Source organism: Stenotrophomonas sp. AGC87, assembly GCF_057333975.1.
On the sequence record NZ_JBHFHW010000033.1, the window covers coordinates 73834 to 98135 of the forward strand.

18 protein-coding genes are annotated in these 24302 nt (G+C 66.9%); 8 read left to right on the top strand and 10 right to left on the bottom strand.

From position 1 onward, the window contains the following. Positions 1–99: 99 nt before the first annotated feature. Positions 100–465 carry a hypothetical protein gene (locus ACE026_RS13825; RefSeq protein WP_486039419.1) on the top strand — a complete coding sequence of 122 codons (366 nt, stop codon included), beginning with the start codon at positions 100–102 and terminating at the stop codon, positions 463–465. Here ACE026_RS13825 and ACE026_RS13830 read toward each other — a convergent pair whose 3' ends face one another. The 3 genes from ACE026_RS13830 to ACE026_RS13840 form a co-directional block, all read right to left on the bottom strand. Continuing rightward, the gene (locus tag ACE026_RS13830) at positions 466–1176 is read right to left on the bottom strand and encodes a 2OG-Fe(II) oxygenase (protein ID WP_486039420.1); all 711 of its coding nucleotides are present in this window, start codon (positions 1174–1176) and stop codon (positions 466–468) included. A gap of 109 nt (positions 1177–1285) precedes the next feature. Continuing rightward, positions 1286–2302, bottom strand: coding sequence for a class 1 fructose-bisphosphatase (locus ACE026_RS13835; RefSeq protein ID WP_486039421.1), 1017 nt, complete (start codon positions 2300–2302; stop codon positions 1286–1288). Between the two features lie 131 nt (positions 2303–2433). Then, a complete protein-coding gene (locus tag ACE026_RS13840) occupies positions 2434–3636 on the bottom strand; it encodes an amino acid aminotransferase (protein ID WP_486039422.1) in 1203 nt (400 codons plus the stop codon). Between the two features lie 176 nt (positions 3637–3812). Here ACE026_RS13840 and ACE026_RS13845 point away from each other — a divergent pair, with 176 nt between their 5' ends. Further along, the gene (locus ACE026_RS13845) at positions 3813–5942 is read left to right on the top strand and encodes a TonB-dependent receptor family protein (RefSeq protein WP_486039423.1); all 2130 of its coding nucleotides are present in this window, start codon (positions 3813–3815) and stop codon (positions 5940–5942) included. Positions 5943–5952: 10 nt separating this feature from the next. Here the strand turns inward: ACE026_RS13845 and ACE026_RS13850 are convergent, their stop codons facing one another. Further along, positions 5953–6294, bottom strand: a complete 342-nt coding sequence (locus tag ACE026_RS13850; RefSeq protein WP_455947989.1) for a hypothetical protein — start codon at positions 6292–6294, stop codon at positions 5953–5955. A 144-nt stretch (positions 6295–6438) separates the two neighbouring features. Here ACE026_RS13850 and ACE026_RS13855 point away from each other — a divergent pair, with 144 nt between their 5' ends. The 3 genes from ACE026_RS13855 (at position 6439) to ligD (ending at position 10385) form a co-directional block, all read left to right on the top strand. Next, positions 6439–6834, top strand: a complete 396-nt coding sequence (locus ACE026_RS13855) for a hypothetical protein (protein WP_121043771.1) — start codon at positions 6439–6441, stop codon at positions 6832–6834. 95 nt (positions 6835–6929) lie between these two features. After that, positions 6930–7871 (top strand): non-homologous end joining protein Ku, encoded by a 942-nt coding sequence (gene ku / locus ACE026_RS13860; RefSeq protein WP_486039424.1) that lies wholly within the window; start codon positions 6930–6932, stop codon positions 7869–7871. 6 nt (positions 7872–7877) lie between these two features. Continuing rightward, positions 7878–10385, top strand: a complete 2508-nt coding sequence (gene ligD / locus ACE026_RS13865; protein WP_486039425.1) for a DNA ligase D — start codon at positions 7878–7880, stop codon at positions 10383–10385. On the opposite strand, the gene ACE026_RS13870 is transcribed toward ligD, so the two are convergent. The 4 genes from ACE026_RS13870 to adh form a co-directional block, all read right to left on the bottom strand. After that, positions 10386–10781 (bottom strand): hypothetical protein, encoded by a 396-nt coding sequence (locus ACE026_RS13870; protein WP_486039426.1) that lies wholly within the window; start codon positions 10779–10781, stop codon positions 10386–10388. Between the two features lie 56 nt (positions 10782–10837). After that, positions 10838–11215: a DUF779 domain-containing protein gene (locus ACE026_RS13875; RefSeq protein WP_121043783.1), complete on the bottom strand. Its 378-nt coding sequence runs from the start codon at positions 11213–11215 to the stop codon at positions 10838–10840. 81 nt (positions 11216–11296) lie between these two features. After that, complete coding sequence (gene adhP, locus ACE026_RS13880; protein WP_046272245.1) at positions 11297–12325, bottom strand: alcohol dehydrogenase AdhP; 1029 nt, start codon at positions 12323–12325, stop codon at positions 11297–11299. Between the two features lie 86 nt (positions 12326–12411). Continuing rightward, the gene (adh, locus tag ACE026_RS13885) at positions 12412–13941 is read right to left on the bottom strand and encodes an aldehyde dehydrogenase (protein ID WP_486039427.1); all 1530 of its coding nucleotides are present in this window, start codon (positions 13939–13941) and stop codon (positions 12412–12414) included. 238 nt (positions 13942–14179) lie between these two features. On the opposite strand from adh, the gene ACE026_RS13890 reads away from it, so the two are divergent. Beyond that, entirely contained in the window at positions 14180–16063 is a 1884-nt protein-coding gene (locus ACE026_RS13890) for a sigma-54-dependent Fis family transcriptional regulator (RefSeq protein ID WP_486039428.1), read from the top strand. A gap of 19 nt (positions 16064–16082) precedes the next feature. On the opposite strand, the gene eda is transcribed toward ACE026_RS13890, so the two are convergent. Both eda and ACE026_RS13900 read right to left on the bottom strand, forming a co-directional pair. Next, positions 16083–16721 carry a bifunctional 4-hydroxy-2-oxoglutarate aldolase/2-dehydro-3-deoxy-phosphogluconate aldolase gene (gene eda, locus ACE026_RS13895; RefSeq protein WP_346493611.1) on the bottom strand — a complete coding sequence of 213 codons (639 nt, stop codon included), beginning with the start codon at positions 16719–16721 and terminating at the stop codon, positions 16083–16085. After that, positions 16708–17724, bottom strand: a complete 1017-nt coding sequence (locus ACE026_RS13900) for a sugar kinase (RefSeq protein WP_486039429.1) — start codon at positions 17722–17724, stop codon at positions 16708–16710. The genes eda and ACE026_RS13900 overlap by 14 nt, the downstream gene beginning before the upstream one ends. Before the next feature lie 271 nt (positions 17725–17995). Between ACE026_RS13900 and ACE026_RS13905 the strand changes: the two genes are divergently transcribed. Continuing rightward, positions 17996–20752: a TonB-dependent receptor gene (locus ACE026_RS13905; RefSeq protein WP_486039430.1), complete on the top strand. Its 2757-nt coding sequence runs from the start codon at positions 17996–17998 to the stop codon at positions 20750–20752. 261 nt (positions 20753–21013) lie between these two features. After that, entirely contained in the window at positions 21014–24193 is a 3180-nt protein-coding gene (locus ACE026_RS13910) for a TonB-dependent receptor (RefSeq protein ID WP_486039431.1), read from the top strand. The last annotated feature ends 109 nt before the right edge of the window (positions 24194–24302 follow it).

Here is a 24302-nt window from a genome sequence, read left to right on the forward strand (position 1 = left end):
AGCCCCCGATGGACTTTAGGGCGCGCCCGACCAACAATCGGGCCAAGGCACCGCGCCGCGGTGGCCTGAGGTCCACATCGGATATCCAGGGGGAACCCCATGTCATCGGCAGCCACCTCGGCCGCATCGAACGCGGCCAACATCGCGATCAACGCTGCCATCACCGCAGCGGTGCAGCAGCAGCGCGACGCGGTGATCGCACACTTCACCGGCCATCAGGCGCTGTCTCCGCAGAGCGCGATCGCGGCGGACAGCATCGACCCTGCACTCCATGCGCCGCTGACGTACTACCGCGACAATGGCGTCATCCGCGATTCGGGCGCTGATCGTCTCTATCTGGATCTGGACGTGCTGGCCGGGTTGAAGGCGAAAGCGAAGCGCACCGGGCGCAATGTGCTGATCACGGTGATGGTGTTGGCCGTGGTGGTGGTAGTTGGTGCTGTGTTGCTGGTGTGGGCGCGCTGATCAATTCCCACCAAACAATTTCTGCGCACTCTGGAAAAGAATCCAGCTCGTCGCAATGAACTTGTCCCCACGCTGCGGCCGGTTGCCCCGATGCGTGTGGGTGAACGCCGTCGGTGCGATCAACAGGCTGCCCGTGCGCGGCGCAACCTTGCGGCCCTGGAACAGGAACTCGGTTTCGCCGGCATCGAAATCGTCGTTGAGGTAGAGCGTCCACAGCAGGTGGCGGTGCAGCGTTTCGCCGGCCGGATCGCGCGGATACAGCTCGCAGTGCCAGTACGGATAGCCACCCTCGCCCGCGGCATACCATTGCAGATTGATGGCACCGGGCCGCAGGCAGGTGCGGGCCAGGTCGGACAGCGTGGCGTCGTCCATGTCGGGGAAATCCTCGGCGGCCAACCGGCGCGGTTGGCCGTCGCTGTCCTGGATCTGCAACATCAGTGGCGAGATCAGGGCCTGTGGATAACGGCGTAGATAAGTCAGCAAACCCTTGAAAACCGCCTGCTGCAGCACCGCTTCGGCCTGCCGCCACTCGGGGCGCCCGCTGATGCGAAGATCCTTGCTGTGCTTGAGTTCCGGGAATACACCGCTACCCACTTCACCCGGCTGCAACTGCGCACTGGATCGCATCTGGGCCTGTAGGGCCGCGCAGACCTCGTTGGGGACGGCGTTGTGGATTACTTCGATGAAATCGAGCGGCGCGTCGGCAGTCATGGGGTCATCCGTGGGCACGAATGGCCGATGGTGACCGCTGCCGTGGCCGATGTCACGCCGTTGCCACGTAGCAACAGGGCTGACCAAGCGGCCAGCCCTGTGTCAGGAATCAACCCGCTGCGCTGTCGTGTTCGCGGTGGTAACGGGTGGCTTCTTCCACTTCATTGCGCGAGCCGAGGAACACCGGCACGCGCTGGTGCAGCTGATCGGGCTGGATGTCGAGAATGCGCACGCGACCGGTGGTGGCGGCGCCGCCGGCTTGTTCGACCAGCAGGCCCATCGGGTTGGCTTCGTACATCAGGCGCAGCTTGCCGGCCTTGGACGGATCCTTCGTGTCCCACGGGTAGATGAAGATGCCGCCGCGGGTCAGGATGCGATGCACATCGGCGACCATGCTGGCGATCCAGCGCATGTTGAAGTTCTTGCCGCGCGCGCCTTCCTTGCCGGCCAGCAGGTCCTGCACGTAGCCCTGCATCGGGGTTTCCCAATGCCGCTGGTTGGACATGTTGATCGCGAATTCCTGGGTGTCCGCCGGGATCTGCATGTCCGTCGTGGTCAGCACGAACTCGCCCTTCTCGCGGTCCAGGGTGAACGCGTGGGTGCCGTGGCCGACGGTGAGCACCATCTGCGTGCTCGGCCCGTAGATGCAGTAGCCGGCCGCGACCTGCGCGGTGCCCGGCTGCAGGAAGCTGGCATCGCTGGGCTGCTCGGTGCCCGGCGGGCATCGCAGCACCGAGAAGATGGTGCCGACCGACACGTTGACGTCGATGTTGGAGCTGCCATCAAGGGGATCGAACAGCAGCAGGAAGTCACCGCGCGGGTAGGTGTCGGGCACTGGCTGGCAGTGATCCATTTCTTCCGAGGCGCAGGCGGCGAGGTGGCCGCCCCAGGCGTTGGCTTCCAGCAGGATCTCGTTGCTGATCACGTCCAGCTTCTTCTGCGCTTCGCCCTGCACGTTGCCGGTACCGGCTTCGCCGAGCACACCGCCCAGCGCGCCCTTGCTGACCGCGATGGAGATGCTGGTGCAGGCGCGGGCGACAACAGCGATCAGCTGGCGCAGATCGGCGTTGATGCGGCCGGCATGTTGCTCTTCGATCAGATAGCGGGTCAGCGACGTCTGGGACATGGAATCAGGCGGCCTTCAGAGGAGAGGCACCTATTGTCGCCCTTCGCCGGAGCCATTACGAGGCGCGGGCGGCACCGCATAGCAGAACGGCCGCGCATGGCGGCCGTTCTGCGTCACAGGGGCAATACCGCTCAGCCCTTGCTGACGGTCGCCACTGCGTTGGCCACGTATGCCAGGTTGCCCTGGTTGAGTGCGGCCACGCAGATGCGGCCGGTACCGACGGCGTAGATCGCGAACTCGTCGCGCAGGCGGTCCACCTGGGCGCGGCTCAGGCCCGAGTACGAGAACATGCCGGCCTGGTCGTTGATGAAGGCGTATTCCGGTGCGCCGGCGGCGACCAGGTTCTCCACCAGGCCATGGCGCAGGGCGTGGATGCGCTCACGCATCTGCGTCAGTTCCGCTTCCCACACCTGGCGCAGCTCAACGCTGTTGAGCACGCCGGCCACCAGCGCAGCGCCGTGGTTGGACGGGCTGGAGTAGATCGTGCGGATGATGCGCTTGACCTGCGACTGCACGGCCTTGGCCGCGTTCGCGTCCGGGGCGACCACCGACAGCGCGCCAATGCGCTCGCCATACAGCGAGAACGACTTGGAGTACGAGTTGGCGACCACGAAGCTGTCGATGCCGGCCTCGGCGATGATGCGCACGGCGGCGCCGTCTTCGCTGATGCCCTTGTCGAAGCCCTGGTAGGCCATGTCGATGAACGGGAACAGCTGGCGATCCTTCAGCAGCTCGGCCACCTGCTTCCACTGCGCGACGGTCAGGTCGGCACCGGTCGGGTTGTGGCAGCACGCGTGCAGCAGCACCACGGTGCCCGGCTGCAGCTTGCCGAGGTCGGCCAGCATGCCGTCGAAGTCCACGCCATGGGTGGCGGCATCGAAGTAGGTGTAATCGACCACGTCGAAGCCGGCCGCGCCGAACACCGCGCGATGGTTTTCCCAGCTCGGGTTGCTGATGGCGATGGTGGCGTGCGGCAGCAGCTTGTGCAGCAGGTCCGCGCCGATGCGCAGCGCACCGCTGCCGCCGATGGTCTGCGAGGTGGCCACGCGGCCGGCGGCCAGCAGCGGCGAATCCTTGCCGAAGACCAGCTCGCGGGTGGCCTGGTTGTAGGCCGGCAGACCGTCGATCGGCAGGTAGCCGCGCGGTTTGGCGTCAGTGGCCAGCTGCTGTTCGATCTTGTTCACGGCGCGGAGCAGCGGGATGCGGCCGCTCTCGTCGTAATAGATGCCCACGCCCAGGTTGACCTTGATCGGGCGGCTGTCGGCGTTGTAAGCCTCGGTCAGGCCCAGGATCGGGTCGCCTGGGACCAGTTCCACATTTGCAAAGAAGGACACGGCGGTACTCATTCGGATGACGGAAGGGGGAGGGTGGCGCGACGCGGATTTGGCGGCAGAATCAGCCAAAACCGACCCATCGTAACAAAGCCCTGCCGAGGGCGCCGAGGCCGTCGTCACGTCGCCTTCCGTACCATGGCGTGCGGCACGCCCATTCACCGAGGATCCCGCCCCGCATGCTCCGTCTTACCCCGCTGGCCCGTCACTGTGCGCTGGCCTCGGCCGTGTTGCTGCCCTCGTTGGCGCAGGCCCAGAACACCCCCGCCCCCGCTGCCTCGATCGAGCGGCTGCCCACGGTCCAGGTCCAGGCCGCGCGCGTGGCGCAGGTGGCCGATATCGATCTGCCGGCCTCGCTGACGACGGTCTGGGTGGACGAGGACCGCATCGGGCCGCTGGCCCAGCTCTCCGAGGCCCTCAGCGGCATTCCCGGGGTGGTTGCCCGCGATCGGCAGAACTATGCGCAGGACACCCAGCTCTCGATCCGTGGCTTCGGTGCGCGCTCGACGTTCGGCGTGCGCGGCGTGCGGGTGCTGGTGGACGGTGTGCCGGCCACCATGCCCGACGGCCAGGGCCAGCTCTCCCACGCCAGCCTGCTCTCGGCGCAGCGCGTGGAGGTGCTGCGCGGGCCGTTCTCGGCGCTGTACGGCAACTCCTCTGGGGGCGTGGTGCAGGTGTGGAGCGCGGACGGCGCCGAGGGCGACCCGTGGCGCCTGCGGCTGGATACCGGCAGCGACAACACCCTCAGCGCCGGCGTCCAGCTGCGTGGCATGCAGGGGCCGATCCGCTATAACGTGGCCGCCAACCACTTCCGCACCGATGGCTGGCGCGATCACAGCCAGGCCCGGCGCGAATCGGTCAACGCCCGCTTGGGTACGGATGTCGGCGGCGGCCAGCTGGATCTGGTCCTGAACTACTTCGATGCGCCCGACGCGCAGGATCCACTCGGCTTGACCCGCGCCCAGGTGCGCGAGAACCCGCGCCAGGCGACCGCGGTGGCTACCCAGTACAACACCCGAAAATCCGTGCGCCAGGCCCAGGCCGGGCTGGTCTTCACCCGAACCGAGGGCGCGCAGACCTGGCGTGCGATGGGCTATGCCGGCCAGCGCAGCGTGGAGCAGTACCTGGCGATCCCGCCGGGGCCGCAGATCAATTCGCCGCTGCATGCCGGCGGGGTGATCGATCTGGACGGTGATTACGGCGGTCTCGACGCGCGCTGGGCGTGGCACGGTGACTGGGCCGGCCGACCGCTGGATGTGGTGATCGGTGCCAATGCCGACCGACAGCAGCAGGATCGCCGCGGTTACGAGAACTTCGTCGGTGACCAGGTGGGTATCAAGGGCCGCCTGCGCCGTGACCAGAGCGACCGGGTCGAGAACGTGGATCAGTTCGCGCAGGCGTGGTGGCAGTGGGCGCCGCGCTGGTCGCTGTTACTCGGGGTGCGCCACAGCACGGTCCGTTTCCGCTCCAACGACCACTACATCACCGCTGGTAATCCGGACGACAGCGGTTCGCGTCGCTACGAAGCGACCACGCCGGTGGCCGGGGTGGTGTTCCGCGCCAGCGATGCCTGGCGGCTGTATGCCTCGGCCGGGCGTGGCTTCGAGACCCCGACCTTCAACGAGCTGGGCTACCGCGCCGATGGCCAGGCCGGGCTGGCGCTGGATCTCTCGGCGGCCCGCAGCCGCAACCTGGAAGTCGGCAGCAAGTGGCATGGACAGAATGGCGCGCAGGTCGAAGCCGCGCTGTTCCGCGCCGATACCGATGACGAGCTGGCCGTGGCGAGCAACAGCGGCGGCCGCAGCACCTACCGCAACATCGGCCGCACCCGTCGCCAGGGCGCGGAGGCCAGCTATGTGCAGCCGCTGGGCGCGCAGGCGGATCTTTCGCTGGCCTACACCTGGATCGAGGCCACCGTGCGCGACCCGTATGCGCTGTGCGCGGCCACCGGCTGCAACACGGTGACGGCTGGTTCGCGCCTGCCGGGCGTGCCCAGACGGCAGTGGAACGCGCGGGTGCACTACCGCCCGGGCCCGTGGCAGTGGGCCGCCGAGGTGGTGGCCTCCAGCGACACCGTGGTCAACGATCTGGCCACCGATAGCGCGCCGGGCTATGCCCTGTTGAACCTGGAGGTATCGCGGCGCTGGACCACCGCGCAGGGCACGCTGCGTGCCTTCGCCCGGATCGACAACGCCCTGGACCAGCGCTACATCGGCTCGGTGATCGTCAACGACGGCAACCAGCGCTTCTTCGAGCCCGGCCCGGACCGCCGCTACAACGTCGGGCTGCAGTGGCAGTGGGCGCCCTGATCCAATGGACTTACCTGGGCGGCTTGGCCGGCACGAAGGGTGAGGTCGGGTCGCTGGCCGGGAAGGTTTCCTCCAGCGCCTCGTCCTGGTTGTCGCTGGCGTGTTCCTTGCGCTGGCGGCGCTGGTATTCATCTTCGCGGCGGTGATGACCGGCCGGGCCCTTCTCGCCGGCTGCTGAATCCTTGCGGTCGCGCGGGACGGGATCGGGGGTGACTGCCACGGGCAGGTGATCAGGTTCGTCGTTGGGCACGGACATGCCGGCGCCGCGGTCTTCGGCGTCCTGGTTGTCATGTTTGGCGCGCTGCTCGCCGGGGGCCGGGGCGGTGGCGTCGCGCAGGGGATCGCGGGGCATGGGAGTTCTCCAGTAGCGGTGCCCTCCACTACAGCGCGCGGCGGGTGAAATCGCCGCGAATCCCGTTGTGTCAACGAATCTGTCACAGCTCGATAACGGCGGCGGGTCTATTCCTGCCTGCCCCACCGCTGTCGGAGTCGTGTCATGCCCCGCCTGGACCGCCGTGCCGCACCCGCGTTGTTCAACGCCTACCTGCAGCCGGAACGGAGCGGGCGCCGCGCGCGCCGCGACCGCGCCGAGGACGCGCAGGCGGTCGCCCAGGACTACCTGCAGTACATGCGCAGCGATTACGAGCAGCGCCGCAGTCATGGCCGGCGCAGCTGGCGCGACCTCTATCCCGCTTACGCGTTCGCACTGACCACGCACTACGCGGACTGGCCGCGCGGTGCCGATGACACCGATGGCGAGCTGGCCGAGCACTGGGAACAGATGCGCGGGCAGTCGCGACTGGGCTGGCACCAGGCCCGCGCCGTGGTCGAAGATGCGTGGCTGGCGCTGGACCACATGCCGGCCGCGGCGGTGCACGGCCTGCTTCAGTAGCCGCGGCGTGCAGCCGGCCTGCACAGCCCGGACACAGGCGTTTCACGTGCTGCGCGGTACAGCTGCCCTCCCTGAGGTGTTGGAGTGGCGCCACCATGGCCCGACCGATCTGGACCGGCACGCTGTCATTCGGGCTGCTCAATGTCCCGGTGTCGCTGATGTCCGGCGAACGCAATGTGGATCTGCACTTCCGGATGCTGGATTCGCGCGACCGCAAACCGATCCGCTTCGAGCGCGTCAACGCCGATACCGGCGAGGAAGTGCCGTGGAAGGACATCGTCAAAGCCTACGAGTACGACAAGGGCAGCTACGTCGTACTGGAAGAGGACGACATCCGCTCGGCCGCGCCGGAAAGTCATGAGGCGGTGGAGGTGGAGACCTTCGTCGATGCCGGCACGATCGATCCGCGCTACTACGAGAAGCCCTACCTGCTGGTGCCCGCCAAGAAAGCCGAGAAAGGCTACGTGCTGCTGCGCGAAACGCTGCGCAGCACCGGCAAGGTCGGCATCGCGCGGGTCGTTGTGCGCACCCGGGAGTACCTGTGCGCAGTGATGCCGCACGGCGATGCGCTGGTGCTGATGATCCTGCGCTATCCGCAGGAACTGGTGGACCCGGAAGACTACAAGCTGCCCAGCGGCAGCCTGTCCGAGTACCGGATCAACAGCAAGGAAACCGCCATGGCCGAGCAGCTGATCGAGTCGATGTCCGGCGAGTGGAAGCCGGACGAGTACCACGATGAGTTCCGCGAGCGCCTGCACACGTTGCTGAAGAAGCGGATCAAGGCCAAGGGCGGCACCACCAAGGTGGAGGAGGAGCCGGTCCCGCGCGAGGACGATGCGACGAACGTGGTCGACTTCATGTCGCTGCTGCAGAAGAGCCTGGATGCCAAGAAGCGCACGCCGGCTGCCAGGAAGACAGCGGCGAAGAAGGCCACGGCCAAGGTCGCCAAGCCAACGGCTGCCAAAAAGGCGAGCAAGACAGCAGGCAAGGCGACCAAGAAAACCACCAAGCGCGCGCCTGCGCGCAAAGCCGGGTAAGCGCGCATGTCCCTGCAGGAGTACCGCCGTAAACGCCGTTTCGACGGCACCCCCGAGCCGGACGCCGAGCGCCGCGGTGCGCCGGCGCGACGGCCGATCTTCGTGGTGCAGCTGCACCATGCCAGCTCGCGCCATTACGACGTCCGGCTGGAAGCTGACGGCGTGCTCAAGAGCTGGGCGGTACCGAAGGGTCCTTCGCTGCGTGTCGGCGAAAAACGGCTCGCCGTGGAGGTGGAGGATCACCCGCTGTCCTATGCGACGTTCGCCGGCGATATCCCCAGCGGCCACTACGGCGCTGGCCATGTGGATGTCTATGACCACGGCACCTGGGCCTGCGATGGCGATCCGCTGGAGGCGATCGCGGCTGGCAAGGTGGACTTCGTGCTGCACGGCGAGCGCCTCAAGGGCGGCTGGAAACTGGTGCGCACCGCGATGAAGGGCAAGCAGCATCAATGGCTGTTGATCAAACGCGATGATGATGAGGCAAGGGATATGGAGGCCGATGATCTGTTGGAGGCGCCACCGAAGGCCGCCAAGCGCACGGGCACCAAGAAGGCCGCCGCTGCCAACACAACGAAGGCCGCCCCGGCCAGGAAAACCGCCCCCGCCAAGGCGGTGACGACCCGCGCCGCACGCAAGGCCGATGCGCGCTGGTCCAAACGCGCGCTCGCGCTTGAAGGTGCACGCGAGAGGCCCTACCCGCACGATTTCAAGCCGCAACTGACCGACCACCGTGCCACCGCGCCGGATGGCGAGCAGTGGCTGCATGAGATCAAATGGGACGGCTATCGCCTGCTCGCCGACGTGCGCGAAGGCGTGGTTGCGCTGCGCTCGCGCGGCGGGTTGAACTGGACCGACGATTTTCCCGAGGTGGTGCAGGCGATCGAGCGGTTGCCGGTGCGCGATCTGCGTCTGGACGGCGAACTGGTGGTGCTGGATGCGCAGGGCCGCAGTGACTTCACCGCGTTGCAGAAGGTCATCGACGGCACCGCGAAACAGCCACTGCGCTATGTGGTGTTCGATATGCCGGGCATCGCCGGTGTGGATGTCAGCCGGGTGCCCCTGCTGGAGCGCAAGGCGCTGCTCAAGGACCTGCTGGGCAGCAAGCCGGACACCCTGGCCTACAGCGACCACGTGCGCGACCATGGCCCGGCGGTGTTCGCCGCCAGTGGCGAGGCCGGGTTCGAAGGCATCATCAGCAAGCGGATCGATGCGCCCTACGTCAACGCACGCTCGCGCGACTGGATCAAGATCAAGCACGAGAACACCGATGAGTTCCTCATCGTCGGCTATACCGAGCCCAAGGGATCGCGCAGCGGTTTCGGCTCGCTGCTGATGGCCACACCGGACAAGGGCGGATTGCGTTATGTCGGCCGCGTCGGCACGGGCTTCGATGATGCCGCGCTGCGCGCGCTGACCAAGCAACTGACGCCGCTGACCGTGAAGGACGCGGTGGTGGAGCTGCCCACGCATGTGCCGTTCACCGCGCGCAGCGTGCACTGGGTAAGACCGGTGCTGGTGGCGGAAGTCGCCTTCCGTGGTTGGGCCAAGGAGGGGTTGCTGCGCCAGGCCAGCTTCAAGCGGCTGCGTGAGGATAAACAGCCGAAGGATCTGGGCGCGGCAGCCAACGTCACTACCGCGGCTGCGCAGGAAGAAAGTGTCGTGGCGATCAGCCATCCCGAGCGCGTGGTGTTCGCCAAGGCGAAGATCACCAAGGGTGACGTGGCGGACTACTACCGGCGCATGGCGCGCTGGATCCTGCCCGAGGTGGCGCACCGTCCACTGTCGGTGCTGCGCTGCCCGGACGGGGTCGACAAGCCCTGCTTCTTCCAGAAGCACCATGGCACCGGGCTGGGCGGTGCGGTCAAGGCGATCCCGCTGGAGCAGAAGAGCGGGCGCGAGGACTATCTCTACATCGAGGATGTGGAGGGGCTGCTGCAGCTGGTACAGATGAACACGCTGGAGCTGCATCTCTGGGGGGCCACTATCGAGGATCCCGAGCACCCGGACCGGCTGGTGTTCGATCTGGATCCCGGCGAAGGCGTGAACTGGACGCAGATCAAGGCCGCCGCACGCGATGTGCGCGCGCGCCTGCAGCAAGCCGGGCTGGAGAGCTTCGTCCGGCTCTCCGGTGGCAAGGGCGTGCACGTGGTGGTGCCCTTGCAGCCCAAGGCCGACTGGGCGCACGCCAAGGATTTCTGCGAGGCGTTTGCGCAGGCCATGGCCACCCAGGCACCGGAGCGCTACGTGGCGACGATGAGCAAGGCCAAGCGCGACGGGGTGATCTTCATCGATTGGCTGCGCAATGCGCGCGGCGCCACCAGTGTGAGCTCGTGGTCGCTGCGGGCGCGGCCGGGTGCCGGCGTGGCGGTGCCGTTGCGTTGGGAAGAACTGGGTCGCATCGCGGCGCCGGACGCTTTCCCGATGGCGAAGGCGCTGCAGCGCGCGGAGCGGTTGAAGCAGGACCCGTGGGCGGGCATCGAGCAGGTAAAGCAGGTGCTGCCCGGCAGCTGATCAGGCGCGCGCTGGCCGCAACCGCGTGCCCACCCACAGGCCCACGAATGCCTGCACCGGCAGCGAGACCAGCAGGATGACCACGAACCAGAACGGGAAATCGCTGCCGAAATCCCACGCGGTGTAGATCGATGCGGCGGCGATCACCGCCCACACCACGCCGCCGTGGCTACGGGGCCAGGTCGGCGCATAACGGCTGGCAAAGGCGATCGCGGCGATGCCGCTGAGGATCGTCCAGGCCAGGTCCCAGGCCAGCTGCGGCTCGCCGCCCGGCGGAATGCGCAGCAGCGGCACCAGCCAAGAGCCGAGGCTGTTGACCAGCACCATCACCGCGAATGCGAACACGACCGCCAGCACGGACAGCAGTGGATTCTTCAGGGCGGACCACACAGGCATGGCAGGGGCGTCACGGCGGGAGAGCCGCCATTATGGACGGGTTGCCGCAGGGAATTTCAGACCCGGCCGGCGGCTTGGAGCTGGGCGAACTCCTCATCGCTGAACAAGCGTGAGCGGACCAGGAAACGCACGCCCTCGCCGTTCTCCAGCGAGAACATGCCGCCACGGCCGGGCACCACGTCGATGATCAGCTGGGTGTGCTTCCAGTACTCGAACTGCGCGGGGCTGATGTAGAACGGCGCCCCGCCGATCTCGCCCATGCGCACGTCACGGTCGCCCACGATGAAATCGCCTTGGGCGAAACACATCGGCGAGGAGCCGTCGCAGCAGCCACCGGACTGGTGGAACAGCAGGTCGCCGTGGCGGGCCTGCAGTGTCTCGATCAGCTGCAGGGCCGGGAGCGTGGCCATCACCTGGAGCGGGAGGTCGGTCATGATCGGGGCTCTCCGAGCCGGCCAGCGGCCGGCACTACCGTGAAACAGGCGCTGCCGATGGGTCGGCAGCGCGCCGTGTGCTTACGCGCTCATGTCCAGCACCACGCGGCCTTCGATCTTGCCGGCCTGCATGCGCGCGAAGATGTCGTTGATGTTCTCCAGCGAATCGCTGGTGACCGTCGCGGCCACCTTGCCCTGCTCGGCGAACTCCAGCGATTCCTGCAGGTCCAGACGGGTACCGACGATCGAGCCACGCACGGTGATGCCGTTGAGCACCATGCCGAAGATATCCAGCGGGAAGTTGCCCGGCGGCAGGCCGTTCAACGAGACCGTGCCACCACGGCGGACCATGCCCAGTGCCTGCTCGAAGGCCTTCGGCGAGACCGCGGTGACCAGCGCCCCGTGTGCCCCGCCGATCTCCTTCTTCAGGAACGCGGCCGGATCGGTGTTGCGCGCGTTGACGGTGATCGTCGCGCCCAGCCGCTCGGCCAGGGCGAGCTTGCCGTCGTCGATATCCACTGCGGCCACGTTCAGGCCCATCGCCTTGGCGTACTGCACGGCCATGTGGCCGAGCCCGCCGATGCCGGAGATCACCACCCACTGGCCCGGCTTGGTATCGGTGACCTTCAGGCCTTTGTAGACGGTCACGCCGGCACACAGGATCGGCGCAACCTCGATGAAGCCCACGCCCTTGGGCAGCAGGCCGACATACGCCGCGTTGGCCAACGCGTACTCGGCGAAACCACCGTTTACCGAGTAACCGGTGTTCTGTTGCGCTTCGCACAGGGTTTCCCAGCCGCCCAGGCAGTGCTCGCAGTAGCCGCACGCCGAATACAGCCACGGGATGCCGACGCGGTCGCCTTCGCGGATATGGCTGACACCCGCACCCACCGCCACCACGTGGCCGACGCCCTCGTGGCCGGGAATGAAGGGCGGGTTGGGTTTGACCGGCCAGTCCCCGTCCACCGCATGCAGGTCGGTGTGGCACACGCCACAGGCCTCGATCTTCACCAGGATATCGCCGGGCCCGGGCCGCGGCACCTCGACTTCCTCGATACGCAACGGCTTTCCGAACTCGCGGACAACAGCGGCCTTCATGGTCTTGTTCATGCGTGGATCTCCGTGGATTGCCAATCACTGCACTGTGGCGCCGGCCTCATGCCGGCGCCTTGATCGGGATCAAGCCCGGGGCGGGCTCAGAAGAAGCCCAGCTTCTTGGGCGAGTAGCTGACCAGCAGGTTCTTGGTCTGCTGGTAGTGGTCGAGCATCATCTTGTGGTTCTCCCGGCCGATGCCCGACTGCTTGTAGCCACCGAAGGCGGCATGCGCCGGATAGGCGTGGTAGCAGTTGGTCCACACGCGCCCGGCCTGGATGCCGCGGCCCATGCGGTACAGGCGCGAGGCATCGCGGCTCCACACGCCGGCACCGAGGCCGTACAGGGTGTCGTTGGCCAGCTCCAGTGCTTCTTCCTCGGTCTTGAAGGTGGTCACCGAGACCACCGGCCCGAAGATCTCTTCCTGGAACACACGCATCTTGTTGTGGCCCTTGAACACCGTGGGCTTCACGTAGAAGCCGCCGGCCAGGTCGCCCTCGAGCTTGGCCTGCTCACCGCCGATCAACACTTCGGCACCCTCCTGCTTGCCGATGTCGAAGTAGGAAAGAATCTTCTCCAACTGCTCGGAGGAGGCCTGCGCACCGACCATGGTGTTGGGATCGAGCGGATTGCCCTGCTTGATCGCGGCCACGCGCTTGAGCGCGCGTTCCATGAATTTCTCGTAGATCGATTCCTGGATCAGCGCGCGCGAGGGGCAGGTGCAGACCTCGCCCTGGTTGAAGGCGAACAGCACGAAGCCTTCCACGGCCTTGTCGAGGAAGTCATCGTCCTCGGCCATCACATCGGCGAAGAAGATGTTCGGCGATTTGCCGCCCAGCTCCAGCGTCACCGGGATCAGGTTCTGGCTGGCGTACTGCATGATCAGGCGGCCGGTGGTGGTCTCGCCGGTGAAGGCGATCTTGGCGATGCGCGGGTTGGAGGCCAGCGGCTTGCCCGCCTCCACGCCGAAGCCGTTGACCACATTGAGCACGCCCTTGGGCAGCAGGTCCCCGATCACCTCCATCAGCACCAGGATCGACGCCGGGGTCTGTTCGGCCGGCTTGAGCACCACGCAGTTGCCGGCGGCCAGCGCGGGCGCGAGCTTCCAGGCCGCCATCAGCATCGGGAAGTTCCACGGGATGATCTGCCCGACCACGCCGAGCGGCTCGTGGAAGTGGTAGGCGATGGTGTCCTTGTCGATCTCCGACAGGCTGCCTTCCTGCGCGCGCACCGCGCCGGCGAAGTAGCGGAAGTGATCGGCCATCAGCGGCACGTCGGCGTTGAGCGTTTCGCGGATCGGCTTGCCGTTGTCCCAGGTTTCGGCATGGGCGAGCAGCTCGAGGTTCTCTTCGATGCGGTCGGCGATGCGGTTGAGGATGTTGGCGCGCTCGGTGGTCGAGGTCTGGCCCCAGGCGGTCTTGGCCGCGTGGGCGGCGTCCAGCGCCGCTTCGATGTCCTCGGCATTGGAACGGGCGACCTCGGTGAACACCTTGCCGGTCACCGGCGTGGTGTTTTCGAAATACTGGCCGCTGCGCGGCGCCACCCACTCCCCGCCGATGTAGTTGCCGTAACGCGGCTTGAAGATGGACTGCGGGTCGGTGGCGTGCGGCTTGGCGGACGTGACGGCATTCATGGTGCATCTCCGGATGGCGGTGGACAGGCCCGATAAGGGTCTGTTCCATGGCGCAAGGACGATGCCAGGTTCCGTGTGGTGCAGTGCGGCAAGGCGTCACCCGGCGTGCCGATTGGAGCGGGGCTCGGAAACTGATGCGGTGCACCACGGCAGGTCATTGCGCGGTCACGCCGGGTGTGGTGTTTATCGGAACAGGCCCCGCTACAACTGTCGCAGATTGCGACACTGGAGAATCCAGGTGTCCCAGCTCCCGCTCCAGCACCGTGTCGGCAATGCGCGACGCTCCTTTTTCGAGCGCGGCGCGGCGCCGGTCGGCATCGTGCCCGACACCATCCTGCAGTCGTGGCCGCGCTGCCAGCGCGGCGGGCTCTCGGTGGATGCACAGCCGGAGGGCGAGCCGCTGCCGGACGCACGCCTGCGCGAGCTGCGCCAGCGCCAGGAAACGCTGTGGCGGTTGGCGCGGCCGGAGCTGGACGGCCTGGCGGCCGACATCGCGGCGACCGGCAGCATCGCGCTGCTGACCGACGAAGCCGGCTGGATCCTGGATGCGGAGGGCAACCCGGGTTTCCTCGACAAGGCCGGACGGGTGGCATTGATGCCCGGCGTGCGTTGGGATGAAACCACGGTGGGCACCAATGCGATCGGCACCGCCATCGTCGAAGGCCGCTCGGTGGAGGTGCGTGGCGGCGAGCACTACTTCGCCCCGCACGCGATCCTGACCTGTTCGGCGACGCCGATCTTCGATCCCTACGGGCAGCGCGTCGGCGTGCTCGACATCTCCGGCGACGCGCGCCAACAGCACCTGCACGCCCGAGTGCTGGCACGGCAGGCGGTAGCGCATATCGAACACCGCTACTTCGAGGCGGGACTGGGCGATTGCGAGGTGGTCCGCCTGCATCACGACGCCGGCCTGCTTGGTACCGCCCGCGAAGGCGTGCTGGGCTTCCGCAATGGCCGCCTGGTGGCCGCCAACCGTGCCGGGTTGGCCCTGTTCGGGCTGGACCACGGCGACATCGGCAGGGCGCCCTACGAGGCGCTGTTCGATGGTCCGCTCTCGCGGCTGCACGATGATGGCGCGCTGGTGGATCGCCAGGGACGCGCGCTCTACGGCCACGTGAGCCCCGCCGGCGGCGCCACGGTCCGCTCGCCGGTGCCCGCGCGTCCGGCCCCCGCCACACCCGCGCGTGCCGCCGCGGCAGCGGTGCGGGTGGATGCCACGCCCCTGTTCGACGCCGCCCAGCAGCAGGTGCTCGAGCGCGCCTGCCGCGTGCTGGACGCGCAGCTGCCGGTGCTGCTGCAGGGCGAGACCGGCACCGGCAAGGAAGTCTTCGCGCGTGAGCTGCATCGGCGCAGCACGCGTGCCGACAGACCGTTCGTGGCGGTCAACTGCGCGGCGCTGCCGGAAGGCCTGATCGAAGCCGAGCTGTTCGGCTACGAGGAAGGTGCCTTCACCGGTGCGCGCAAGAGCGGCAATACCGGCCTGCTGCGCCAAGCCCAGGGCGGCGTGCTGTTCCTCGATGAGATCGGCGATATGCCGCTGGCGCTGCAGCCGCGCCTGCTGCGGGTGTTGCAGGAGCGTACGCTGTCACCGCTGGGCGGCGGCAAGCCGGTGCAATTGGATTTCGCCCTGATCTGCGCTACCCACCGCGATCTCGATCAGGCGATGGCCGCCGGTGACTTCCGCAGCGATCTCTACTACCGCATCGCCGATCACAGCGTGCGTCTGCCCGCCCTGCGCGAGCATGCCGACCGTGCGGCCCTGGTGCAGGGCCTGTGGCAACGCCTTGGCCAGGGCCGGCAACTGGAGTCCGCCGCGCTGGAGGCACTGGCCGGGTATGCCTGGCCAGGCAATGTGCGGCAGTTGTGCTCGTGCCTGCGCACGCTGGTGGCGCTGAGTGATCCGGGTGAGGTGATCCGGCACGGCATGCTGCCAGCCTATCTGCAGACCGCGCCCGCAGCGGCCATGCCATCCACCGCGGAAGGGTTGGAGGCAATGACCGAAACCGCGATGCGCGATGCGCTGCGCGCGAGCAACGGCAATGTCGCCCAAGCGGCCCGCGCGCTGGGCATCAGCCGCAGCACGCTGTACCGCCGGGTTGGTGCGACAGCCCGCCGCCACTGAGGCGGCAGGCCGTGCGGGCTCAGCCGACCAGCGCCGCCGAATCGCGTGCGAGCTGCTCGATACCGGTCCAGTCCTTGGCCTGCAGCAGCGCCCGCGTGGTGAGCCAGGACCCGCCCACGCACAGTACGTTGGGCAGGTGCAGGAAATCGCGCGCGGTCTGCGCGCTGATCCCGCCGGTCGGGCAGAAGCGCACATCGCCGAACGGGCCATTCCATGCCGACAGCATGGCCGCGCCGCCGGCCTGCACCGCCGGGAAGAACTTGAAGGTATCCAGGCCGTGCTCCAGACCGAGCATCAGCTCGGAGGAGGTCGCCACGCCCGGCAGGAACGGCAGATCGGTATCGCGCGCGGCGGCGTACAGCCGCGGGGTCGCGCCCGGCGATACCGCAAAGCGCCCGCCCACCTGCTTGACCTTCTCCATCTGCGCGGCGGTCAGCACGGTGCCGGCGCCGACCACGGCATCGGGCACCGCTTCGACCATCGCCTGGATCGCGTCCATCGCCATCGGGGTGCGCAGCGTCACTTCGATCACCGGCAGGCCGCCGTTGAACAGTGCGCGCGCGACCTCGACGGCATCCTCGACGTTTTCCGGGGTGAACACCGGAATCACCGGGGCCAGTTTCAGGACTGCGCGTACGCGCGGATCAGCGCCGGACATCGAATCGCTCCTCGCCCGTCAGGGCCATGATGTCAGCCTCGCTGACAGGGTTGAAGTCGCCGGGGATCGAGTGCTTCAGGCAGCCTGCGGCGAGGCCGAAACGCACGATCGCGTCCGGCGCGAAGCCGCGCATCATGCCATGCAGGATGCCGGCGGCGAAGGCATCACCGCCGCCGATGCGGTCCACGATGCCGAGCATCTCGCGGGTCGGCGCCACCGCGCGGGTGCCATCGCGGCCGATCAGCATCGCCCCGAGGGCGTGGTTGTCCACACTGTGCGGCGTGCGCTGGGTGCAGGCCATCCACTGCAACCGCGGGAACGCGGCGAAGGCCTGCGCGGCGGCCGCATCGACGCGCTCACGCACCTCGGCCTGCTTGAACTCACCCCCGAGCACCACGCCGATATCGCGGTAGTCAGCGAAGACGAGATCGGCGCAGGCGAACAGCTCGCGCAGGATGCCGGGCGCATCGCCCTGCCAGCGCGCCCACAGCGACGGGCGGAAGTTGCCGTCGAAGGACACCTTCACGCCGCGCGCGCACGCCGCACGGGCCGCGGCCAGCGTGGCCTGGGCCATGGCCGGGTTGAGCGCCGGGCTGACCCCGGACAGGTGCAGCCAGTCGGCGCCGGCCAGCAGCGTGTCCCAGTCGTAGTCGGAGGCGCTGCTGTTGGCGAAGGCCGAGTCGGCGCGGTCGTAGACCACTTCGCTGGCACGCTGTACGGCGCCGGTGGTCAGGAAGTACAGGCCCATCCGGCCCTCGGTGCGTCGCACGGCGGTGGTGTCCACGCCGTGGCGGCGCAGCTCGCCCAGCGCGAACTCGCCCAGCGGGTTCGCCGGCACCGTGCTGACCGCCGCCACCGCATGCCCGAGGTGGGCCAGCGAGACACCGACATTGGCTTCCGCGCCACCGGCGTGGACCACCAGCTGTGGCTGCTGCAGCAGCAGCTCACGGCCGGGCGCGCTCATGCGCAGCAACAACTCTCCGAAACAGACAACACGACTCATGGTCCTGGATCCTTGTGAGGGCCGCAAACGCCGCAGGGACGCCCAGCAGCAATGGCTAGCGGTGTCATTCTAGCGATGGACGCCGCCCCGTCCACCTGTCCCGAATGTCGGAACCATTGTCCTGCAAGCGTCTGCGGGACATTGAAAGTCTGCTGCGGTGCAAGATGCCGGATCAGTAACGGGCTGTTAACGTCCGCCCTGACCAGCGGTGTCATTGCACTGACATGTCGTTGGATAGCTGTTTCATGTAGCACCTTGGGAGAGGGAAAACATGCAAGTCCAGAACACGCAGAAAAAGACACCGGTTACCTTGCTCGCATTGTCGATCGGCCTGGCGCTGAGTGGTACCGCGCTGGCCCAGGATGCGGGCACCAACCCCACCGACCTGGATACCGTCACCGTCACCGGCTACCGCGCCAGTGTCGAGAAGGCGCTGGACATCAAGCGCGGCGAAGCCGGCGTGGTCGATGCCATCGTCGCCGAGGATATCGGCAAGTTCCCGGATCTGAACCTGGCCGAGTCGCTGCAGCGCATCCCGGGCGTGGTCATCACCCGTGAAGCCGGCGAAGGCCGCAACATCTCGGTGCGTGGCCTGGGCCCGGATTTCACCCGCGTGCGCATCAACGGCATGGAAGCGCTGACCACCGTCGGCGCCGGTGACCAGAGCGGCGGCACCAACCGTGGCCGTGGCTTCGATTTCAATGTGTTCGCCTCGGACCTGTTCTCGCAGCTGCTGGTGCGCAAGACCGCCTCGGCGGACGTCGAGGAAGGCTCGCTGGGTGCCACGGTCGACCTGCGCACCGCGCGCCCGTTCGACTATGACGGCTTCACCTTCGCCGCCAGCGGCCAGGCCGGCTACAACGCGATGGCCGAAAAGGCCGACCCGCGCATGGCCGCGCTGATCTCCAACACCTTCGCCGACGGCACCTTCGGTGCCTTGTTGTCGGTGGCCTATTCCGAGCGCCAGGCGATGGAAGAGGGCTCCAACACCGGCCGCTGGGCCAACGGCCCGAGCAACGGCAACTTCAATGCGGCCTCGCCGTTCGCTGCGGCGCGTTCGGCCAACGTCTACCACCCGCGCTTCCCGCGCTACGTGCAGATGGAACATGAGCAGAAGCGCCTGGGCGTGACCGGTACCCTGCAGTGGAAGCCGAGCGACGCCACCGAGTTCTCGCTGGATGCGCTGTACTCCAAGATCGACGCCACCCGCGACGAGCATTACATCGAGGCGATCTCCTTCAGCCGTGGCACCAGCACCACGCCGCGCCTGGTCGGCAAGCCGGCGATGATCGTCAAGAACGGCGTGATCGAGAACAACGCGCTGGTCTACGGCGAGTTCGACAATGTCGATATCCGCACCGAGAACCGCCATGACGAGTGGAGCACCGAGTTCAAGCAGCTCAGCCTCAACGGCCAGCACCGCTTCGGTGATGACTTCACCTTGTCCGGCAAGGTCGGCATCTCGCGCTCCAAGCACGAGAACCCGGTGCAGACCACGATCATCATGGACAAGTACGACGTCGACAATTACAGCTACGACTACCGGGGCAACAGCCGGTTCCCGACGCTGAACTACGGCATCGACCCGACCAACCCGGCGGGCTGGGAGCTGGCCGAGATCCGTCTGCGCCCGCAGTACGTGGACAACGACTTCGATACCGGCCAGCTGGATTTCAACTGGAACATCAGCCCCGGCTTCCGCCTGAAGGGCGGCGTGCTCGCCAAGGACTACACCTTCAAGACCACCGAGCTGCGCCGTGCCAGCGAACTGGCCGTGCCCAACTTCGCCGATGGCACCAAGATCGTGCCGGTGGACATGACCGCGCAGGCCGGGCTGAAGGGCATCAACGGCAGCCCGTCCAACTGGGTGGTTCCGGATCTGAACGCGATTGCCGATCAGTTCGATATCTACAGCAACAGCGGCATCTTCGCCGTCGCCCCGCGCGCCAACAACGTGCGCAGCGTCGAAGAGAAGGACCGTGGTGCCTACCTGATGGGCGAGTTCTCCACCGAACTGGGCAGCCTGCCGTTGTCGGGTAACGTGGGTGTGCGCTACGTGCGCACCAAGCAGAGCTCCACCGGCCTGTCCACGCTGGCCACCGGTACGGTCTCCACCACCGAGAACCGCACCTACAACGACACCCTGCCCTCGTTCAACCTGGTGGCCGAAGTCACCCCGGATTTCCTGATCCGCCTCGGCGCGGCCAAGGTGATGAGCCGCCCGGGTCTGGGCAGCCTGACCCCGGGCGCGACGGTGGCCGTGGCCGGTGGTGCACGCACCATCTCCAGCGGCAACCCGGACCTGGAGCCGATCCGCGCGACCAACGTCGACCTCGGCTTCGAGTGGTACTTCGCCGAAGGCGCGATGGCCGGTATCGGCCTGTTCTACAAGGACATCGAGAGCTTTGTGCAGACCACCCGCGAAGTGCGTCCGTACTCCGACAGCGGCCTGCCTGCCTCGCTGCTGATCGGCACCGGTGCCTCGCCCGCCGACGACTTCACCTACAGCCGCCCGGTCAACACCCCGGGTGGTGAACTGCACGGCGTGGAAGCGAACTACACCCAGCCGTTCACCTTCCTGCCGGGCAAGTGGTCCAACCTCGGCGTGCAGTTGAACTACACCTGGGTGGAATCGCAGATCCAGTACCTCAACGCCGCGGGCCAGCCGGTGATGAAGACCGACCTGACCGGTCTGTCCAAGTCCTCCTGGAACGCCACGCTGTTCTACGAAGGCAAGGTCTTCTCCGGCCGCGTCTCGGCGACCAACCGCGATGACTACCTGACCCAGGCACCGGGTACGGAAACCGGCTTCAACCTCGACGGTTACCACGGGATGACCGGCACCACGGTCCTCGATGCCTCGATCCGCTACACGATCAGCGACCAGCTTGAACTGAGCCTGGAAGGCATCAACCTGACCAACGAAGCCTCCGACGAGTGGGTCTACTCGCCGGCCACCGGTCAGCTGCCGCTGCAGTACACCGAAACCGGCCGCCAGTTCCTGCTGGGCGTGCGCTACAAGTTCTGATTCAACGGCAGTACCCACCGGCGGCGTGAGCGATCACGCCGCCGGCTGCGCGCACGCCGCCATCGTTGCCATCCCCGACCCTCGCCAGCACACGCACGCTGCTGCGGCGCAAGATGCCGCCCCGTGAAGGGTTTGTTACGTTTCGGATGACCAGCGGTGTCACGCGGTAATGCGCGACAGACGCTCCGGGGGAGGCCGGACGTCATGACTCATCAATATCAAAGTCGCATGGCGGCGCACCCTGGGAGGGGGTTACACACGATGGATCGACTCGACACCCGTAAAAAGACACCGGTTACCTTGCTTGCGGTCTCGATCGCGTTCGCGCTGCAGAGCGTGGCCGGCATCGCCGCGGCGCAGCAGACGCCCGAAGCGGCCGCCTCGCTCAATGCAGTGGATCTGGACAAAGTGGAGGTCAAGGCGACCTACCGCGAAAGCCTGCAGCAGTCGCTGGATGAAAAGCGCTACAGCGTTGAACAGGTCGATGCGATCTACGCCGAAGACATCGGCAAATTCCCGGATCTGAACCTGGCCGAGTCGATGCAGCGCATCGCCGGCGTCTCGATCGACCGCGAAGGCGGCGAAGGCCAGCAGATCTCCGTGCGCGGCCTGGGCTCGGATTTCACCCGCGTGCGCATCAACGGTCTGGAAGCGCTGTCCACCGCCGGCAGCGGCACCACCGGCGTCAACCGCAGCCGCGGCTTCGACTTCAATACCTTCGCCTCGGAGCTGTTCAGCCGGGTCAAGATCAACAAGACCCAGTCGGCGCAGACCGACGAGGGCTCGCTCGGTGCCACGGTCGATCTGCGCGGTTCGCGCCCGTTCGATTTCGAGGGCTTCCAGGCCTCGCTCGGTGGCCAGTACGGCTACAACGAGCTGTCCAAGAACAAGGATCCGCGCATCTCCGGCCTGATCAGCAACACCTGGGCCGATGGCCGGGTGGGTGCGTTGATGTCGGTGGCCTACAGCAAGCGCACCATCTTCGAAGAAGGCTACAACCCGGTCCGCTGGGAGCACGGCAACTACCGCAACTCCAACCAGAGCACCGCGGCCAACAACGGCACCTACGGCTTCTGCAGTCCGGCCGGCTACAACCCGCAGACGCCGCGCAATCCGCTGGCCAATGAGACCGCCGCCGGTGTCGGCAGCGCCGCCAACCAGGCGCGCAGCAATGGCTGGGGCAGCTACGGCATCGATGCCACCCACTGCGGCCCCGGCCTGGACCGCCCCGCTGCGACGGCCGAGAACATCGCCGCCTACGAGACCGCGACCAACGCCTGGATCCCGCGTTACCCGCGCTACATCCGCACCGAACACGAGATCGAGCGCCTCGGCGTCACCGGCGCGCTGCAGTTCAAGGTCAGCGACGATACGCAGCTGAACCTGGACATGCTGTACTCCAAGCTCGACAAGAACGTGCGCGAAGATTCCATCGGCGCCAACCTGCACCGCACCGCGCAGTACGGCGGCAAGACCCAGATCGTGGTCCGCGAAGCGCAGGCCGATGAGCAGAACCGCCTGACCTACGGCGTGTTCGACAACGTGGATTTCCGCACTGAATCCACCGCGATCGAAGAGAGCACCGAGTTCAAGCAGTTCAGCCTGAACCTGGAACATCGCTTCAACGACGCGGTGCGCCTGGATGCGGTGATCGGCCACTCCGAATCCAACTACGCGCGGCCCGTCTTCTCCATGGTCAGCTTCGACAACAGCAACCTGGATGGCTTCGTGCTGGACATGCGCAACGGCAAGGTGCCGGCGATGTCCTTCCCGTTCGATCTCAACGCCGTGGATAACTGGAAGTGGCTGGGCTACGGCAGCACGCCGGTCAATGCCAACGGCACCGCGCGCGGCGGCAACATCAGCGAAGTGCGTCTGAACCCGCAGTACGTCGACAACGCCTTCGATACGGCCAAGGTCGACCTCACGTTCAACATCAACCCCACCTTCACCCTGCGCGGCGGTCTGGCCTACAAGGACTACGACATGAGCACGCAGGAGTTCCGCAACATCAGCTACGGGCGCCTGTCGCAGGCGCTGCCGGCCGGTGTGGGCGTGGGCGACCTGAGCAACACGCTGAGCGGCTTCGGCAAGGGCATGGACGGCAACCTGCCCAACGCCTGGCTGGTGCCGGACTTCAACCAGATCGCCAAGCTGCTGGACATCTACTGCAACTGCAACACCGGCACGCTCGGCGGTGATTACCGCCTGGCCAGCGTCGGTCACTTCGGGGCATCGAACAACAACTTCGACGTCAACGAGAAGAGCTACGGCAGCTACCTGCAGCTGGACTTCAACACCGACCTGCTGGGCCGCGCGTTCCGCGGCAACCTGGGCGTGCGCTACGTGCAGACCCGCATCACTGCCGATGGCTATGCGCCGTGTACGGCCACCAACGCGAACGATCTGTCCTCGGCCTGCGAGCCGTTCTTCGGCGTGGCCAGCGCCACCGCCGATCCGGGCGAGCGCCTGCAGGTCGGCACCCGGGTCGGCCACAAGTACGACGACTGGCTGCCCTCGTTGAACCTGGCCTGGGACCTGAGCGACACCTTCGTGCTGCGCTTCGGCGCGGCCAAGACCATGGCCCGCCCGACCCTGTCCAACCTGTCGCCGAGCGTCAGCGGTGGTCCCACCGCGTACTTCGATGACGACCGCAGCTACTCGATCAACCTGGGCAACCCCAAGCTGGATCCGTTCCGCTCGACCAACTACGACCTGAGCGCGGAGTGGTACTTCGACGAAGGCGCGCTGCTGTCGGCCGCGGTGTTCTACAAGGACATCGAGAGCTACGTGCAGCGCACCCGCCTGCTCACCACGTGGGCGGACATGGGCTACTCGCTGGATCTGCTGCCGACCGGCTTCAGCCCGGACACGGTGTTCAACGTGCAGAGCTACTTCAACACCCCGGGCGGCCCGCTCAAGGGCTATGAAGTGTCTTACCAGCAGCCTTTCAGCTTCCTGCCCGGCGTCTGGAAGAACTTCGGCGTGCAGCTGAACTACACGCACGTCGAGTCCAAGATCAAGTACATGTTCAGCTCCGGCACCGGCAGCACGATCGTCACCACGTACACCGAGAACGACCTGCTGAACCTCTCGCCGAACTCGTACAACGCCACGCTGTACTACGACGACGGCCGCTTCAGCGCCCGCGTCTCCACCAGCTACCGCGACGCGTACATCAGCACCATCCTGTCGCAGGAGAACGTGTGGGACCTGGACGGTAACCAGTTCGCTACGGCCGATGTGCAGGGCAAGTACAGCGTGGAGAACGTGGATTTCAACATGTCCTACAAGGTCAACAAGAATCTCTCGCTGACCTTCGAGGCGATCAACCTGCTCGACACCGCCGATGAGCGCTATGTCGATTCGGCGTTGTCGCTGCCGGACCGCTACACCCACACCGGCCGCCAGTACTACCTCGGCCTGCGCTACAAGTTCTGACCGTGCTGCGTCTTCCGCCACCGCTATCGCGCCCGTCCCCGTCCTTCTCTCCGGGATGGCGGGCGCGGTGCCGGGGCGGAAGGCCACCGTGAGCGGCTGACCCCCGCTG